General features: G+C 64.1%; 13 protein-coding genes. 4 read left to right on the top strand and 9 right to left on the bottom strand.

Going from position 1 to position 16,449, the window contains the following annotated elements:
* Nucleotides 1-48: 48 nt before the first annotated feature.
* The gene (locus tag A4H34_RS11000) at nt 49-429 is read right to left on the bottom strand and encodes a hypothetical protein (RefSeq protein ID WP_156510276.1); all 381 of its coding nucleotides are present in this window, start codon (nt 427-429) and stop codon (nt 49-51) included.
* Nucleotides 416-679: a hypothetical protein gene (locus A4H34_RS10995; RefSeq protein WP_156510275.1), complete on the bottom strand. Its 264-nt coding sequence runs from the start codon at nt 677-679 to the stop codon at nt 416-418. The genes A4H34_RS11000 and A4H34_RS10995 overlap by 14 nt, the downstream gene beginning before the upstream one ends.
* A 201-nt stretch (nt 680-880) precedes the next feature.
* Between A4H34_RS10995 and A4H34_RS05975 the strand changes: the two genes are divergently transcribed.
* On the top strand, nt 881-3,238 hold the full coding sequence (locus A4H34_RS05975; protein ID WP_064231377.1) for a 6-phosphofructokinase: 2,358 nt from the start codon (nt 881-883) through the stop codon (nt 3,236-3,238).
* A gap of 66 nt (nt 3,239-3,304) precedes the next feature.
* On the opposite strand, the gene A4H34_RS05970 is transcribed toward A4H34_RS05975, so the two are convergent.
* Nucleotides 3,305-4,600 (bottom strand): hemolysin family protein, encoded by a 1,296-nt coding sequence (locus A4H34_RS05970; protein WP_009199064.1) that lies wholly within the window; start codon nt 4,598-4,600, stop codon nt 3,305-3,307.
* 108 nt (nt 4,601-4,708) lie between these two features.
* Here A4H34_RS05970 and A4H34_RS05965 point away from each other — a divergent pair, with 108 nt between their 5' ends.
* Nucleotides 4,709-6,013, top strand: coding sequence for an OPT family oligopeptide transporter (locus A4H34_RS05965; RefSeq protein WP_231870968.1), 1,305 nt, complete (start codon nt 4,709-4,711; stop codon nt 6,011-6,013).
* Nucleotides 6,014-6,099: 86 nt separating this feature from the next.
* Here A4H34_RS05965 and A4H34_RS05960 read toward each other — a convergent pair whose 3' ends face one another.
* From A4H34_RS05960 to A4H34_RS05935, 6 genes are all read right to left on the bottom strand, one after another.
* Nucleotides 6,100-7,602: an amino acid permease gene (locus A4H34_RS05960; protein WP_064231376.1), complete on the bottom strand. Its 1,503-nt coding sequence runs from the start codon at nt 7,600-7,602 to the stop codon at nt 6,100-6,102.
* Between the two features lie 7 nt (nt 7,603-7,609).
* The gene (locus A4H34_RS05955) at nt 7,610-9,097 is read right to left on the bottom strand and encodes an amino acid permease (protein ID WP_064231375.1); all 1,488 of its coding nucleotides are present in this window, start codon (nt 9,095-9,097) and stop codon (nt 7,610-7,612) included.
* A gap of 30 nt (nt 9,098-9,127) precedes the next feature.
* Entirely contained in the window at nt 9,128-9,376 is a 249-nt protein-coding gene (locus A4H34_RS10990) for a MetS family NSS transporter small subunit (RefSeq protein WP_009199069.1), read from the bottom strand.
* Nucleotides 9,373-10,971: a sodium-dependent transporter gene (locus A4H34_RS05945; RefSeq protein ID WP_064231374.1), complete on the bottom strand. Its 1,599-nt coding sequence runs from the start codon at nt 10,969-10,971 to the stop codon at nt 9,373-9,375. Before A4H34_RS05945 ends, A4H34_RS10990 begins: the two co-directional genes overlap by 4 nt.
* A 242-nt stretch (nt 10,972-11,213) precedes the next feature.
* Nucleotides 11,214-12,842, bottom strand: a complete 1,629-nt coding sequence (locus A4H34_RS05940; RefSeq protein WP_064231373.1) for a YdbT family protein — start codon at nt 12,840-12,842, stop codon at nt 11,214-11,216.
* Nucleotides 12,843-12,932: 90 nt separating this feature from the next.
* On the bottom strand, nt 12,933-13,238 hold the full coding sequence (locus A4H34_RS05935; RefSeq protein ID WP_009199072.1) for a hypothetical protein: 306 nt from the start codon (nt 13,236-13,238) through the stop codon (nt 12,933-12,935).
* A gap of 207 nt (nt 13,239-13,445) precedes the next feature.
* Between A4H34_RS05935 and A4H34_RS05930 the strand changes: the two genes are divergently transcribed.
* The gene (locus A4H34_RS05930; protein WP_009199073.1) at nt 13,446-14,948 is read left to right on the top strand and encodes an amino acid permease; all 1,503 of its coding nucleotides are present in this window, start codon (nt 13,446-13,448) and stop codon (nt 14,946-14,948) included.
* 167 nt (nt 14,949-15,115) lie between these two features.
* The gene (locus A4H34_RS05925) at nt 15,116-16,417 is read left to right on the top strand and encodes an FAD-dependent oxidoreductase (RefSeq protein ID WP_064231372.1); all 1,302 of its coding nucleotides are present in this window, start codon (nt 15,116-15,118) and stop codon (nt 16,415-16,417) included.
* Nucleotides 16,418-16,449 lie beyond the last annotated feature (32 nt).

Raw genomic sequence — 16,449 nt, 5'->3', positions numbered from 1 at the left:
CCTTTGCAACGGACTTAAAAGACTTGGTCGCCTGCTCAATGACAGTCACTACTTTCTTACGAGCATCTTCAAATATTGCTTTCTCGGATCCAAGACTAGCCCCCATAACATCGCGACATTATGTACGCCTCCAACTACGCCGGACAATCTACCAAGGTAGTTATCCTTGAAAGCTCCAATAGTCGCTCCCGACATGGAGCTGAGACTATTATTAATCAGAACTATTCTATACGCGATATCACCCGCGCCAATGATTGCCGAGTTTCCAACCTCCGAAGAGGCTGCAAGACGAGAAGATATGTCTCTAACAATATCCATATGAGATTCAAAGTCATCTAGATCAGGTAAACTCTTCCATGGTTTTAATATTTCATCTATAGTGTTCCTAATGCGATCAAAAAGATCAGAAAAATATTCATCTCTCTCCATCTAAAATCCAACGTGAAATAAACAATTCGGAACTCCAATCACCACCTCCAGTTCCGTCAACTCCTGAACGTGATATTCTGTATTTTACAACGCCTGAATTAATTGAAACACATTCGTTGCCTTCAATCACATATCTAAGTTCTTCATTGTGCATCATATATGCATCTATAGCTGCTCTTTTCAAGTAGCCGATCGGCTTTGGCAGATCGCTGTACCTGGACTTAGCCATTTTATCAACTTCTTTTGACATCGAAGTCGCGTGAATTGGATATATAAGCGATGCTATCGCACAGGCAATCTTCGGTCTGCCAATGCGGTCAAAGTTACATTCTGGGCCCTGCGGCTCTTGGCATTCGCCCGCAAAACGTCAACAATGGGAGTGGATGCCAATCCGGCCAATCGGCGGAAACCGCGAGAAGCGCACAGCCTGAAGCGCGCAGAAGGAGTCACCATGGACGAGCCAGCGAAGAGCGAGCCGACAGGCCAGCCGGACCAATCGACGGCGGCCGCGCCTGCCGAGGGGCAGGCCGGTGAAGGTGCAACGGGCGAGTCGAGGAAGATCGCCGTCCTCACCTCGGGCGGCGACGCCCAGGGAATGAACGCCGTCGTGCGGGCGGTCGTGCGCACGGCCCTCCACGAGGACGCCGTGCCCTACGCGGTCATGGAGGGATGGAAGGGCGCCGTCGAGGGAGGGAGCTTCATACGAAAGATGACGTGGTCGGACGTCTCGGGGATCCTCAACGAAGGCGGAACCGCCATTGGGACGGCGCGATGCGAAGCCTTCCGGGAGCGCGACGGCATGCGCAAGGCGGTCAGGAATCTGGTGGCCGAGGGCATCGACCGGGTGGTGGCCATCGGCGGGGACGGCTCCCTCACGGGCGCCGACGAGCTGCGGGCGCAATGGTCCGGGCTCCTTGACGAGCTGGTGGATCGGGGCGAGGTCACGCGCGAGCAGGCGGACGCCCATCCGCGCCTGCACCTGGCCGGCGTCGTCGGGTCGATCGACAACGACCTGGTCGGAAGCGACATGACCGTGGGAACCGATTCCGCCCTTCACCGGATCATTGAAGCGATCGACGCGATCTCCTCGACGGCGGCCTCACACCAGCGCACGTTCGTTGTCGAAGTGATGGGAAGGCGATGCGGCTATCTGGCTCTCATGAGCGCCATAGCCGGCGGATGCGACTACGTGTTCATTCCCGAGCTTCCTCCCGAGGAGGGCTGGGAAGGGCGAATGTGCGAGAAACTGCGCGAAGGCAGGGCCGCCGGGCGCAGGGACTCGATCATCGTCGTTGCCGAGGGCGCGCAGGATCGCCAGGGCAATCCGATCACGGCGAAACTGGTCCAGGAGGCCATCCAGGATCGCCTCGGCGAAGACGTGCGGATCACGTCCCTGGGCCACGTCCAGCGGGGCGGCACGCCGTCGGCCTACGACCGGTGGATGTCGACGATCCTCGGCTACACCGCTGCCCTCGAGATGGTTCACGCCGGCGAGGGGGACGAGCCGTGCATCGTCGGCACGCGGCGCAACCGCGTGGTGCGCCTGCGCCTGATGGAGGCGATCCGCGAGACCCGCGCCGTCAAGGGGTACCTTTCCTCGGGCGACTACGAGGCAGCTGTCGATTCGCGCGGCCCGGGATTTCGCGGAATGCTCGACGTCTTCGAGACGATGTCGATGCCGGTGGAGATCCACCGAGGGCATATCGCGACGCCGGACGGACGCCCGCCGCGCGTGGCCGTCATGCACGCCGGAGGCCTCGCGCCCGGCATGGACCCGGCGGCGAAGGCCGCCGTGCGCCTCGGCCTCGACCGAGGATTCACCATGCTCGGAGTCGTCGGCGGATTTCCGGGCCTGCTCGACGGCGAGCTGCGCGAGTTGACGTGGGCCGACGTCGATTCTTGGGCCGGCTCCGGCGGCGCCCATCTGGGGACGCACCGGTCGGTTCCCGCCATCGACCAGTACTACGCACTGGGACGGGAGATCGAGAAGAACCAGATCGACGCCCTCATGGTCATCGGCGGCTTCACCGGATACCTCGCCGCACTGCACATGGTCGAAGAAAAGAACCGCTACCCCGCCTTTGACCTGCCCATCGTCTGCGTTCCGGCGTCAATCGACAACAATCTGCCAGGCGCCGAGCTGTCCATCGGCGTCGACACCGCGCTCAACAACAACGCCGAGGTGATCGACCGCATCAAGCAGTCCGCGGCGGCCAACCACCGGTGCTTCGTGGCCGAGGCGATGGGGCGCCGATGCGGATACCTCACGCTCATGTCCGGAATAGTCACTGGCGCGGAGCAGGTCTATCTCTCGGAGAACGGCATATCCCTGTCGCAGCTGAGCGAAGACGCCGCGCGGATCGTCAAAGCCTTCGAGGGCGGGCGCGACCTTTACCTCGTCATCGCAAACGAAGAGGCCTCCGATTACTACACGACCGACATGCTCACCAAGATCTTCGAGGCCGAAAGCAGGGGCCTGTATGACGTGCGGCCGGCCGTGCTCGGCCACATGCAGCAGGGCGGCAACCCCTCGCCCTTCGACCGCACACTGGCCGTGCGGCTGGCAAACTACGCGATCGGCGAGCTCTCCAGGCAGTTCGAGAAAGGCAAGCGCGACGGCGTTTTCGTGGGTCTGTCCGACGGCCAGATCAAGGTCCAGCGCCTGACGCACATGGACGAGCTCATCGACCTGAAGACGAGGCTCCCAGTCGACCCGTGGTGGCGGGGCCTGGAGGAGATTCTCTACACCGTGGCCGACAAGGACTTCGACAAGAAGCTCGACATGCCGGCGGTCTACGAGGCGGACTAGACCCGGCCCGCCGGGCCCGACGGCGCGGCCGCCCCGTCCGCTGCGGCCCCGATCGGCCGGAGGGAGTCAGCCGTCGGCCGGCGGCTCCTCGTCGTCGGCCTTGGTAGCCCGCAACCAGGCGATTCGTCGGCCTTCAAGGCTTTTGACCCGAAGGATGCGCCCGTCCCAGCGGACCTCGTCGCCCACTCGGGGCATGCGCCCGAGCTCGTTGACGACGTACCCGCCGATGGTGTCGAAAGGCCCCTCCGGAAGCTCGCTGTCGAGAACCTTCGCAATTTCCGCGCGGCTCGCCAAGCCGTCGATGTCCCGGGAATCCCCGCGCTTGATGGCCACCGGCGTCTCTTGATCGTATTCGTCGCGTATCTCTCCGACGAATTCCTCGACGACGTCCTCGAGCGTGATGATGCCGTCGGTTCCGCCGTATTCGTCCACCACGACGGCGAGGTGGGCGTGCTTGACGCGCATCTCCTTCAGGGCGTCCATCACCGGCTTGCCCGTCGGGAAGAAAAGTATTTCGCGGACAAGGTCGCCGACCGTCCTCACGTTTGACGAAGGATTGATGAGGTCCCGGATGTGGATGAAACCGACGACGTCGTCGTCCGACGTTCCGTGGCGAACCGGATACCGCGAATGCTCGAGCTCCGAAACCTCCTTTTGAGCCTCCTCGATCGCCGTGTCAGCAGAAAAGAACTCCACCTCCGTGCGCGGGGTCATGATCTGCTCAACGGTCCTGTCGCCCACCGAGAGCATGTCGACGACCATCTCGCGCTCGTCCTCGCCGATCGTGTCCTGGCTGGCCACGAAGGCGCGGAGCTCGGCCACGCCCATCGTGTCCTTCTGCTCGCGCGGGTTGCGCCCGAGAAGCCGCAGCACGACGTCGGTGGACAAGCCGAGGAACCAGATCACCGGGCGCAGCAAAAATGTGATGACCGAGAGCGGACGGACGACGACGCGGGCTATCGTCTCGGCCGATTGGAGTGCGATGCGCTTGGGCACGAGCTCGCCGCAGACGATGGACAGGTAGGCGATGGCGACGGTCACGAGGATGAAAGCCAGAGTTTGGGAGGCGGAGGCGCCCAAACCCCATTTCTGTAACGTCGGCGCGAGAACCGGGGCGATCTCCGAGGCTCCGAAAGACGCCGAGAAGAAACCCGCGATCGTCACGCCGACCTGGACGGCCGAGAGAAAACGATTCGAATCCGCCGTCAAACGCGCAACGGCTCTGCCCGCCGCGCTTTTCTTGGACATCTCGTCGATCTGCGTCTGGCGAAGGGAAACGAGTGCCATCTCCGACGCGGAAAACAGACCGCCGATCAGGGTGAAAAGAAGGACGAAAAGGATGTCTTTGACAAGTGGATCCACACCTCCATTGTCGCCTACCCGCGCCGCCCGTCGCACCGAGGCGCGGCAAATGAGTAAGCAATCACCGTCAGGCCGCGCTCGTCGGCAGAGCATGTGTCGGCAGGGTGCGTGTCGGCAGGCCGCGTTTATCGGCAGGGTGCGTTCGCTGGGAGGCTGCTTCTGCCGACCATCGTATGGGGCGACGAGTCGGCGACGGCGTCGGAGGAGGCCGTCAAAAGGGTCTTCATCGACCAGGTGAGGTTCATCGGCGCCGGCGTCATCGCGATCGCGTCGGTGTGGACGCTCATCAAGATTCTCAAGCCGATCGCCGTCGGCATCCGCGAAGCGGCGATCGCCGCCGGAAAGCGCCATGCCGGCAAGAAAGTGGACCTGACCGAGCGCGACGTTCCGATCCAGATCGTAGGCGCTACGATCGCGCTTCTCATGCTTCCCGTCGGATTCCTCCTGGCGGACTTCGTCAACGGGACCGCCATCCACAATTCGACGCACCTCATGGTGGTCTCGGTGGCGTTCATCCTTCTCATCGGACTCGTCGTCGCTGCCGTCTGCGGCTACATGGCCGGGCTCATCGGGTCGTCGAACTCGCCGATCTCGGGCGTGGGGATTCTCGTTGTGCTCGTGGGCGCACTCGCCGTCAAGCTTGCCTACGGCCCCGCCGACGGATCGGAGACGAAGGCGCTCATCGCCTTCACTCTCTTCACGGCGGCCATCGTCTTCGGCATCTCAACGATTTCCAATGACAATCTCCAAGACCTGAAAACCGGCCAGCTCGTCGGGGCGACGCCGTGGAAACAGCAGGTCGCGCTCGTCGTCGGAGTGCTCTTCGGATCGGCTGTCATCGCCCCCGTGCTGGGTCTGCTGCAGAGCACATTCGGCTTTGCGGGCGCCCCGGGCGCCAAAGACAACGCCCTCAACGCGCCGCAGGCGTCGATCATCTCCAGACTGGCCAAAGGAATCTTCGACAATTCCCTCGACTGGACGTACATCGGCTGGGGCGCATTCATCGGAGTCGTCGTCATCGTCGTCGACGAAACGCTCAAGCGCGGGACCGCCGGCAGGCTCAAGCTCCCGCCCCTCGCGGTGGGGATGGGCATGTATCTCATGCCGACGACGACGCTGACCATAGCGCTCGGAGCCGTGCTCGGCTCGCTGTACGACGGGTGGGCGGAACGCTCCGGCGGCGACGTCGAAGGCAAGAAGCGCATGGGAGTGCTCATGAGCACCGGGCTGATCGTCGGAGAATCCCTTTTCGGCGTGGTCTACGCGGGAATCGTCGGCTGGTCGGGCGACGACGCGCCCCTCGCCGTCGTCGGCGAAGGGTTCGCAACGCCCGCGAAATTCATGGGGACGGCGCTGTTCGCGGCAGCCGTGACGCTTCTGTACAAGCACGCGCGGGCGCAGGCCGAGAAGTGATTTCTGGCCTCGGGCATCCGCCTGGGACGCGGGGCCCACGCCAGGCGGCGGCAGCCCGCGTCTTCGCAACCGCCGTTGCCTCAGGCTCAGCTTCGGGATTCTTGCACCCGGTCCGCTGGCATCCCGGGCCTAGAGGACCTCTTTTTCCCCTCGTATGCGGCAAAAAGAATGAAAAGCCATATCGGCATGACGGCGACGGACGTTCGATAATCGGGGTTGAATGCCATGAGGATGAAGACGCCGATGAGGCAGGCGAGGGCGACGCCGTTCGAGGCCAGGCCTCCGGGAAGCTTGAACGCCAGGTCGGCGACGCCGGAGCCGATCCTCTTTCGGAATGCCCTGTGGGTCAGCAGGATCATGACCCACGAAATGATCGAGGAGCCGAGGGCCATAGCCATGAGAATCGAGAAGGCCGTCTCCGGCAGGAAGTAGATGACGGCGACGGCGACGGCCGTCACCATCGACGAAAACAGAACCCCCGCGTAGGGGATCCCGCGGCGGGACAGACGCATGAAAGCCTTCGGGGCGTTGCCCTGGCGGGCAAGCGAATAGAGGACGCGGCCGTTGGAGTAGAGCCCCGAATTGTAGACGGAAAGGGCGGCAGTCAGGACGACGAAGTTGAGTACGTGGGCCGCAACGGAAATGCCCACGGAGTCGAAGATCTGGACGAAGGGGCTGAGCTTGCCGTTGATTTGCCTCCACGGCACCACCGCCATGACGATCGTCAAGGCTCCGATGTAGAAGATGAGGATGCGGTAGACCACCTGGTTGACGGCCTTGGGAATGGACCGCTGCGGGTTCTCGGCCTCGCCCGCGGTTATCCCGATGAGCTCGATGCCCCCGAAGGAGAACATGACGAAAACCAGAGAAGCCAGCAGACCCGTCACGCCCTTGGCCAGGAAGCCGTCGCCGAACAGATGGCCGAAGGAGGGGTTGGGCAGGTGCGGATTGGAATTGACCCCCGCCGCAATCACGTAGAGGCCCAGAACGATCATCCCGACGACCGCCGCCACTTTGATCGCGGAAAACCAGAATTCGAACTCGCCGAACGCCTTGACGCCCACCAGATTGACGGCGGTGATGACAAGCAGCACGGCGGCCGCCGAAGCCCATGCCGGAACCGAGGGAAACCAATATTGAACGTACTGGCCCACGACGGTCAGCTCGGCCATCGCCACGGCGATGTAGTTGAACCAGTAGTTCCATCCGGCCACAAACCCCGCCCGAGGGCTCCAGTAATCGTTGGCATAGCGGCTGAAGGAGCCCGAGCTCGGCCGGTGGACCGACATCTCCCCCATCGCGCGCACAACGAAGAAAATGACGATCCCGCCCAGCGCGTATGCCAGGAGAAGCGACGGGCCGGCCAGCTTGATTCCCGCCGCCGAACCGTAAAACAGACCCGTCCCGATCGCCCCGCCAAAGGCGATCATCTGGATGTGCCGGGTGGTCAGACCCTTGCGGAGGCCTTCAGGGTCTTTCCGGGCGACGACGTCGTCGAACGCGTCCTCGCGCCGGGCGTCGAGCGATTCGGCCGCTCGCCGTCCCAATCGCCCGTCCTTCCCAGAGCTCGTGCCGCTGTGACCGTTCATCGATTCCTCATATCTTTGGGCGCGCCGACTCGTCGGCGTCGTCGGACGGGGCTTGTCCGCCCGGGCCTTCGTTCCGGCCCGGCCCGCCGAGCCCGCTCCTCCGCCGTCCGACCTCGTAGGCGACGAATAGAATGGCGAGCCAGATTGGGAGGACGATTGCCGCCGTTCGGTAGTCGGCGCTGAAGGCCATGAGCGCAAGGAGCCCTCCCAGCGCGGCGAGAACAATTGAGTTCGTCGTTTTGCCGCCCGGGAGCTTGAATGAAAGCTCCGCCTCGCCCTGGGGTCCGATGGCTTTCCTGAACTTCCTCTGAGTGATCAAAATGATGGCCCAGGATATGATCCCCGACGCCAGCGCCGTCGAGATGACGATCGTGAAAGCCGTTTCCGGCAGGAAGTAGACAATCGCCACGGCCGTCGCCGTCACGAGCGAGGAGAAGAGCACGCCGACGTAGGGGATTCCGCGGTGGGAGAGCTTGGTGAACGCCTTCGGGGCGTTGCCCTGCCACGCAAGCGAATAAAGCATGCGGCCGTTGGAATACAGGCCGGAGTTGTACACGGACAGCGCGGCGGTCAGGACGACGAAATTCAGCATGTGCGCAGCGGCCTTGATGCCCACGGAGTCGAAGATCTGGACGAAGGGGCTGAGCTTGCCGTCGATCGCGTCCCACGGCACCACGGCCATGACGACGAATAGCGCGCCGATGTAGAAGATGAGGATGCGGTAGACCACCTGGTTGACGGCCTTGGGAATGGACCGCTGCGGGTTTTCGGCCTCGCCCGCGGTTATCCCGATGAGCTCGATGCCTCCGAAGGAAAACATGACGAAAACCAGGGAGACGAGGAAACCGTCGAGCTCTCGGGGGAAAAAGCCTCCGCGATCGAAAAGGTGGGAGAAGGAGGGGTCGGGCAGGTGGGGATTGGAGTTGACCCCCGCCGCAATCACGTAGAGGCCCAGAACGATCATTCCGACGACGGCTGCGACCTTGATGATGGCGAACCAGAATTCGAATTCGCCGAACGCCCTCACCCCGACGAGGTTGACGGCGGTGATGACAAGCAGCACGGCGGCCGCCGAAGCCCATGCCGGAACCGAGGGAAACCAATATTGAACGTACTGGCCGACCACCGTGAGTTCGGCCATCGCCACGGCGATGTAGTTGAACCAGTAGTTCCATCCGGCCACGAACCCCGCCCGGGGGCTCCAGTAGTCATTAGCATAGCGGCTGAACGAGCCCGAGCTCGGCCGGTGGACCGACATCTCCCCCATCGCGCGCACCACGAAAAAAATGACGATCCCGCCCAGCGCGTATGCCAGGAGGATCGACGGGCCGGCCAGCTTGATTCCCGCCGCCGAACCGTAAAACAGACCCGTCCCGATCGCCCCGCCCAGAGCGATCATCTGGATGTGCCGATTGGTCAGCGCCCGGCGAAGCCCGCCGTCGGCCGAGTTGCCAGCCTGCGCCGAGCCGCGGTTGCCTTTCGTCTCTGTGCTCATCCCGTCCCCTCCCAAGGCTCAGGCCTCGGTTCAGGCCTCAGACTCGCCTTCGGAGCCGACAGTTCCTTCGCCTTCGGAGCCCGCCGCGCTTTCGCCCTGCTTGAAGCCCGCCACGCCGGGCTCGGAACGTTCAGATTCGAGAGTTTCCATCACAACCGCGGTTTGTGTTTCGCGTCCCTGGCGGCGCCCCCTGACGACCAGAGCGACGACGGAGGCGACAAGCCCGCCCCACACGATGAGCACGGTCACGAGCATGAAGATCACGGCGCTGGAAGTCATCGTGCACCCCCTGTGTTCGAAGCCTCGAGCGAAATGGGTTCGAAGTCATCGACCGGCGTGCGCCATCTGATCAGGGTGAAGACGAGCGCTCCGACGAAGACCACGGCCACGGACCCCCATCCGAAAGCGTTCTCGAACCCTCGCGTGTACGATTTCGCGTCGTACTGGTTGCGAATGTAGCCGACGATGCCGCTGACGAGCACATAGCTGAGGAAAGCCGGGACGACGACGCCGACGAGCCACCGCCACCACGCCCCGACGAGGTTCCCCGTTTCGGAGACGAAGTTGAGGTGCCTCTGCAACTGCTTGAGATTGCGCACCCCGTAAGCCGTTATGAGGCAGACGAGGACGGCGGAGGCCACCACTCCGATCGCGTTGATGTAGGCGTCTACGACGTCGAGCGAGTAAATTCCCGACTTTGTGCCGAAAACCATGAGGGAGACGGCTGCCGCGGGAATTCCGACGGCCATGGCCGAGGCGGCGGGCCTGAGATTGAATTTCTCGGCGACGCCCGCGGCGACGACTTGAACGAGCGAAATGAGCGACGTGATGCCCGCGAAGGCCAGCGACAGGAAGAAAAGGACGCCGAAAATTGCGCCGCCCGGCATCTCTGAGATGACGGCGGGGAACGTGATGAAGGAAAGCTTGATCCCCTGGACGCCTTCGAGATTGCCGATCGATGTGTTTTGTTGCGCGGCCATGAATCCGAGGGTGGCGAAAACGCCGATTCCGGCCAGAATCTCGAAGGAGGAATTGGCGAAGGACGCGACCAGGCCGGTTCCCACGAGGTTAGAGCGGCGTCTGAGATAGCTGGCGTAGGTCAGCATGATGCCGAAGGCAACCGACAGCGAGTAGAAGATCTGAGTGAAGGCCGCCAGCCAGACTTTCGGCTCTTTCAACGCGGAGAAATCGGGCGTCCACAGGGCGTTCAAGCCCTCGGAGGCGCCGGGAAGCGTGAGGGCCCGCAGCACCAGGGCGACGAAAAGGACGACGAGGAGCGGCAGGAAGACCTTGTTCGCAACCTCGATGCCGCGCGAGACGCCCCGCCCGATGGCCACGAGCACCACGATCCATACCACGGCGAGCGGAAGGGCGACGTTCCACACGGGGGCGAGCGAGTACTGGGGCGCGGGGGCCGCCTCGATAAAGTTGTTGAAATGATTGGCGGCGTTGCTTCCCTTGCCCCACGCGACGTTCGCCGAATAGAAGACGTAGCGCAAAGACCAGGCGATGATCACGGCGTAGTACGTCATGATGACGAAGCACAGGAGGACCTGCCACCATCCGAGGAATTCCAATTTCTTCGAAATCCTGCGGAAGACGGCCGGAGCGCTTCCACGGAAACGGTGGCCAAGGGCGTAGTCGAGGAAGAGAATGGGAATGCCTGCGCCGAGCAAAGCGACGACGTAGGGGATCATAAACGCCCCGCCGCCGTTTTCATAGGCGACGCCTGGGAAACGCCAGATGTTTCCCAAACCGATGGCCGAGCCGATTGCGGCTACGAGAAAGCCAAGCTGGCTTCCCCACTGCTCGCGCCCCGACGCATCGGTGTTCTTTGCTGCTGTGCCGCGGCTTTCGGTACGCGAAGTACTCACCGTGGCTCCCTTCTTCCCTTCGGTTCCGCGAAAGCACGCATAGACAACGGCTGTATCGCGCCAGACCGGACAACGTTACGCTATGGAGCCTTTGGCGTCAAGACTTCACCGTTCAAGGTGGCGCAGGAGCACACGGCGGAAGCGGGGCCAGCCGCCGGCGGGCGAACTTTGGCGGGACGATCGGCGCCGACACGCGCATGCGGGCCTCCTCTCGCCGTCGGATTGCCGCATGCGCTGTCGAATCAGCGCCCGTTGCCGAGGATTCCCGATCCCCCCGGGGAGTATCCGCCGACGCCTCGCGAATTTCCCTGTTGCCCCTGCTGCCCGTCCGTCTCCTCGGGCGCGACTTCGCCGTAGGGCACCTGGGCGCCCGGGCCGTTCGGGTAGCGGGCGAACTCGCCGTAAGACGGCATGCCGAAAACGGTGGCCTCCGGGTCTTCGCTTTGCTCCTCCCCGCCTTCGCGAGGGCCCGCTTGCGGGGCCGAGACGGCCTGGGCAGGATCCGACGGCGGCGCGAGGCGGGAGGGAATCTGCTGGGCCAGACCTTCGGCCTCATAGGAGCGGACTCCGAGCACCGTGGCGTCCGGATCGGGGGCTTCCGCCGGCGGCAAGGGCGCGACGCCGGCCCCTCGACCGGTGAAGACCGTTTCGTCGGCATCGTATCCCTCAAAACCCGAGGGATCCATCGGCGCCTGAGGCCCGGCGGGTTGAGGCCCGGTCCCAAGGGGCGCGCCGGAAGGCTGAGGATAGCCGGGGACCTGTGGATAGCCCGAAGGCGGCTGGTAACCGGGGGCCTGCGGGGGGCCAGAAGGCTGCGGATAGCCGGGAGTCTGCGCGTAGTCGGCCGAGGGGGCGCTCACGGGAGGATAGCCCCCCGCCGCAGGGAAGCCTCCGGCGAGCTGGGGCGGCATGGCGCCTTGGCCCGCCATGCCGGCGCCTGCAGGAGGCACGATGCCTTGCCCCGCGGCTCCGCCGGCCTGCGGACCGAAAACGGTGGGATCGTCGTCAAGCGGGTCAGGCTGCGAATTGACTGCGGCGGGCTCGGACGACGCAGGCGGCTCGGGGCGGCGGAAGGCCGGATCGAGAGAATAACTCGAATCGACGTCGGCCGGATGGTCGTATCCCATCGGCTGCGGGGCCTCCGGCGCGGCTCCGAACTGCTCGGAATTCTGCGGGAATTGCCCCGCGCCCACGGGTGCGTTCCCCGCTTTCGGGGAGCCCCACGGAAACCGGGCATTTATCTGGCTGGGAACGCGGCCTCCGGGATGCTCAGATCCCGACTGCGACTGCTGGCTGAAGGCGCCCTGGTGATACATGGTGCCCGCCACTCCGGGAGCTCCTCCGGTGAATTCGTCCAATTCCTGAGGGGAGGGCCAGCGTTGAAACTGGTCGTAGAAGCCAAAGCGCGCCAGGATGGGCAGGGTGTCGAAAAAAGGCGCCGAAATCTGGAACCTCGTCCCATGCGAATCCTGCATCCTCAGGACATCGCCCTTTTGTCGCTGAATGACCTCTTTCGACACGATGTCCACAAACCTGATTCTCTTCTCGCCGCTGAAGGCAAGCCGGAAAGAGACGCCCTCAGGGTCGATCGAGTACCAAAAGTTCTTGTATGCAAACAGGGACGGCACGCCAAGGAGAAGCGCGAAGAGCGAACCGATGACTATCCCCGTTATGGGGTAGTCCTGTTCGATTAAAACAGAGGAGGCGACCACGAATATCCCGAAAAAGAACATTCCGGCGCCGGTCCACAGGACTAGCTTCGGCATCCGAATTCTCTCCGGGTGCCTCCGGTCGCGGTTGACCTTTTGCGAGCTCCTTTCGACCGTCCGATCGGCGATGTTCTTTGCAAGGCGTCGGGTTAGCAAGCTCATACGATTCTTCTTTCATTGTGCCGAGGGATCGACTCACCGGCACGAACGGGGCGGAACGAACCCGCCCATTCGCGCACGCGGCCGGTCCTTTCACAGATTTGCGCCGAGGGTGACCGAAGGCGTGGCGCCCCAAGCCGAGAGATACCAGAGCCCGAGTGCAAGCAACACTCCCATGATCGCGTCGGCCCGCCGACGCCGCACCCGCGGAACCGCGCCGTCGGGCAGGAAAACTCTGCACAAGGCGTGGCCGAGGACGAGAACCGCGAGGAGTCTGCACGCCACCACGCTGCTCCACACGAACGCGGACGCCGCAACGGCGGCGAGGGAGACGAAGACAGCGGCATAGACGGCGTCTTTCGGGACGCGAACTTCTCGCGTCGGATCTTTGTCACCCATGGTTTTAACTTTAACCGCCACTTTGGCATTCTCAAACGGGCACAAGGCCCCAAACTGACCATAGGTTATTCATCTCTCACGGGGCCCTTGCCATTTGGACGCCGTTCTCCCCGCGCGTACACTCGCTTCGCAGTACGCATGTATGCAGTCCGGCACTACGCACCTGCGCACGGCCGGATGCAAGAACGACAGTGAGGAAGGTCGACGATGAGTTCAGACCCTCTGGAGCGCAGCGACGACAACCGTCTGCAGCGCAGACTGCACAGCCGCCACCTGACGATGATCGCAATCGGCGGGGCGATCGGAACCGGCCTGTTCCTCGCCTCGGGCAAGACGATCTCCCAGGCGGGCCCCGGCGGCGCGATCGTCGCCTACGGCCTCATCGGCCTCATGGTGTTCCTCCTCATGCAGTCGCTCGGCGAGATGTCCACGTACCTTCCCGTGGCCGGCTCGTTCGGGGAGTACGGCACCCGCTTCATCAGCCCTAGCTTCGGGTTCGCCGCGGGGTGGAACTTCTGGTTCAACTGGGCGATCACCGTTGCCGCAGAGCTCGCGGCCGCCGCGCTCGTTATGAAGTTCTGGTTCCCGCACACCCCGGGGTGGATGTGGTCGGCGATATTCCTCACGCTTCTCGTCCTGCTCAACGCCCTTTCGGCCCGCGCCTACGGCGAGGGCGAGTTCTGGTTTGCTCTCATCAAGGTGGTCACCGTCGTCGTCTTCCTGGTGCTCGGGGTCCTCATCATCTTCGGGATCATAGGAGGAAAATCGCCGGGCTTCGAGAACTGGACCAAAGGCGAGGCGCCATTCGTCGACGGGGGGCTGGGAATCCTCGCCATCTTCATGGTCGCGGGCTTTTCCTTCCAGGGCACGGAACTGGTGGCGGTCGCCGCCGGCGAAACAGAGAATCCCGAGCAGACCGTCCCGAAGGCGATACGAACGATCTTCTGGCGCATCCTGCTCTTTTACATCGGGACCATTGCGGTCATCGGATTCCTCGTCTCTTACACGGACCCGAACCTCCTGCGCAACGACGAAACCGACGTCGCCTATTCGCCTTTCACCCTGGTCTTCGACCGTGCGGGAATCGCCGCGGCGGCTTCCGTCATCAACGCAGTCATCCTCACGTCGATCCTCTCGGCCGGAAACTCGGGCCTGTACGCCTCCACGCGCATGCTCTACGCCCTTTCGCGCCAGGGAAACGCCCCCGCCTTCCTGGGACGCACGAACTCGCGCGGCGTTCCGGCTCCCGCACTCGCGGTCACCGCGGCGATCGGCGCCGCGTGCTTCGTCTCTTCGCTGATCGGCGACGGCGCAGCCTACACGTGGCTCGTCAGCGCGTCCGGGCTGGCCGGATTCATAACCTGGATGGGCGTCGCCTGGTCACATTACAAATTCCGAAAAGCGTTCCTCGCACAGGGACATTCCTTGGACGAGCTGCCCTATCGGGCCAAATGGTATCCGGCCGGGCCTCTGCTCGCGATGGCCATGTGCGCGATCGTCATCGTCGGTCAGAGCTACGAGGCTTTCGACGCCAAAGAAGGCCTAGACGTCACGACGCTCCTGTCGTCCTACATCGGCCTCCCCCTCTTCCTGGGAGTGTGGGCCTTCCACAAGATCGCCACCCGCTCCCCCAAAGTGAAATCGGTCGACGCCGACCTTTCTCGCACTCCCAGCGACGTCCGCGAGTCCGAGGAGGCCCTCGGCGGCTGATTTTGCAAGCCGCGGGCCGTCCCACTGCAAGTTTTCGGCATGGACGCCTCGGGGCATCGGCACAGTCCCGCTTCGGACTGCCGGCCGTCCCTCCGGATGCGGACCGCTCAGCGAAGCCTGCGGCCGCTCCGCCCGTTGACGAGCCCGGCGGCTCTAGCATTGTTCTCATGAACATCGACCGCATCGGGATCGTCGGAACCGGATTGGCGGGCTTGCGCGCGGCGGCCGAGCTCCGCGAGGCGGGGTTCGCCGGGTCTCTCGTCGCCTGGGACGCCGAGGGCAGGCCGCCCTACGACCGTCCTCCCCTGTCCAAGAATCTCTTTGACGATCCCGTCCGCCCGCTGGCGGACCAGGGGCTCGGCGACCTCGCAAGCCTCGGCGCAGACGTCATTCCCCGTCCCGTCGAAGGGCTGCGGCGCGGCGACGGAGCGTGGTTCGTAGACGAGACGCCGGTCGACGCCGCGATCATCGCGTCGGGAAGCTCGCCCCGGGTCGGCGTGCCCGGAGCCTTCGCCCTTCATACGGCGGCCGATGCGCTGCGGCTCGCGGATTTGCTGGCGCCCGGCGTCAGGCTGGACATCGTCGGAGCGGGGTGGATCGGAACCGAGCTCGCCTCGGTTGCAAGCGCGGTCTGCGAGGTTCACCTGTGGGAATCTTCGCTCCACGTCCTCGGGCGCACCTTCGGCGGCGCGGTCGACGGCCTGTGGTCCGGCTGGCTCAACGACGCCGGAGTGAGCCTCCATCTCGGCCAAGAATGGCCGATCGGCGGAGAACCTCCGGAGGGCTCGCAGCCGGGATCGACCGGGGAGCCGGCGTCGTCGGGCGGGCAGACGCCGCGGCCGCCCAATCGGCCGTCGACGCCGGAGCGGCGCGTCCTCGTGCAGGCCGCCGGCGCGTCGCCGAGCTTTCCTGCGATCGAGCCCGCCGTCGACGTCGGCGCCCGAGGCGCGCTCGTCACCGACATGTGGACCCGAGTCCTTCGCGACGGCCGACCGGTCGAAGGGCTGTACGCCGTTGGAGACTGCGCAGACGCCCTCACCCCGCACGGCCCCCGGAACGGCGGGCATTGGACGAAGGCCCTCGCCGACGGAGCTTTCACGGCGGCGGCCGTGTGCCGCGGAAAGCCGCCCAGGTTCTTGGCGCCGCCGGAGGTCTTCTCCGCCCAGTTCGGCAGACAGATCGGCTTCGTCGGGGCAATCCCGAGCCTCGCCGACAATATTCCCGGGCGGGGCGACGGCGCTCGGGGACCCGCCGACAGAACGCCCGACGGGCCGCCTCCCGCCGCCGAAGACCCCTCCGGCGTCGGAGACGCCTTCAATGCCGAAGGCCTCCTCGGCGGCGAGCGCATCGACACGGCCGAGGGGCTCGTCGTCCGTTGGGAGAAGGCGGGCGAACTCGCGGCGTTGCTGGCGATCGACTCGCCGCGGGAACTTTCTCGCGCCCGAAAAACACTGAGAGTCAAGCTGTGATCCTCGTCTCGGATTGGGGTATTTTATAAGGG

Source organism: Peptidiphaga gingivicola, from assembly GCF_001652275.1.
GTDB classification, from domain to species: Bacteria; Actinomycetota; Actinomycetes; order Actinomycetales; family Actinomycetaceae; genus Peptidiphaga; species Peptidiphaga gingivicola.
This window is presented reverse-complemented; position numbering and strand designations above follow the sequence as displayed.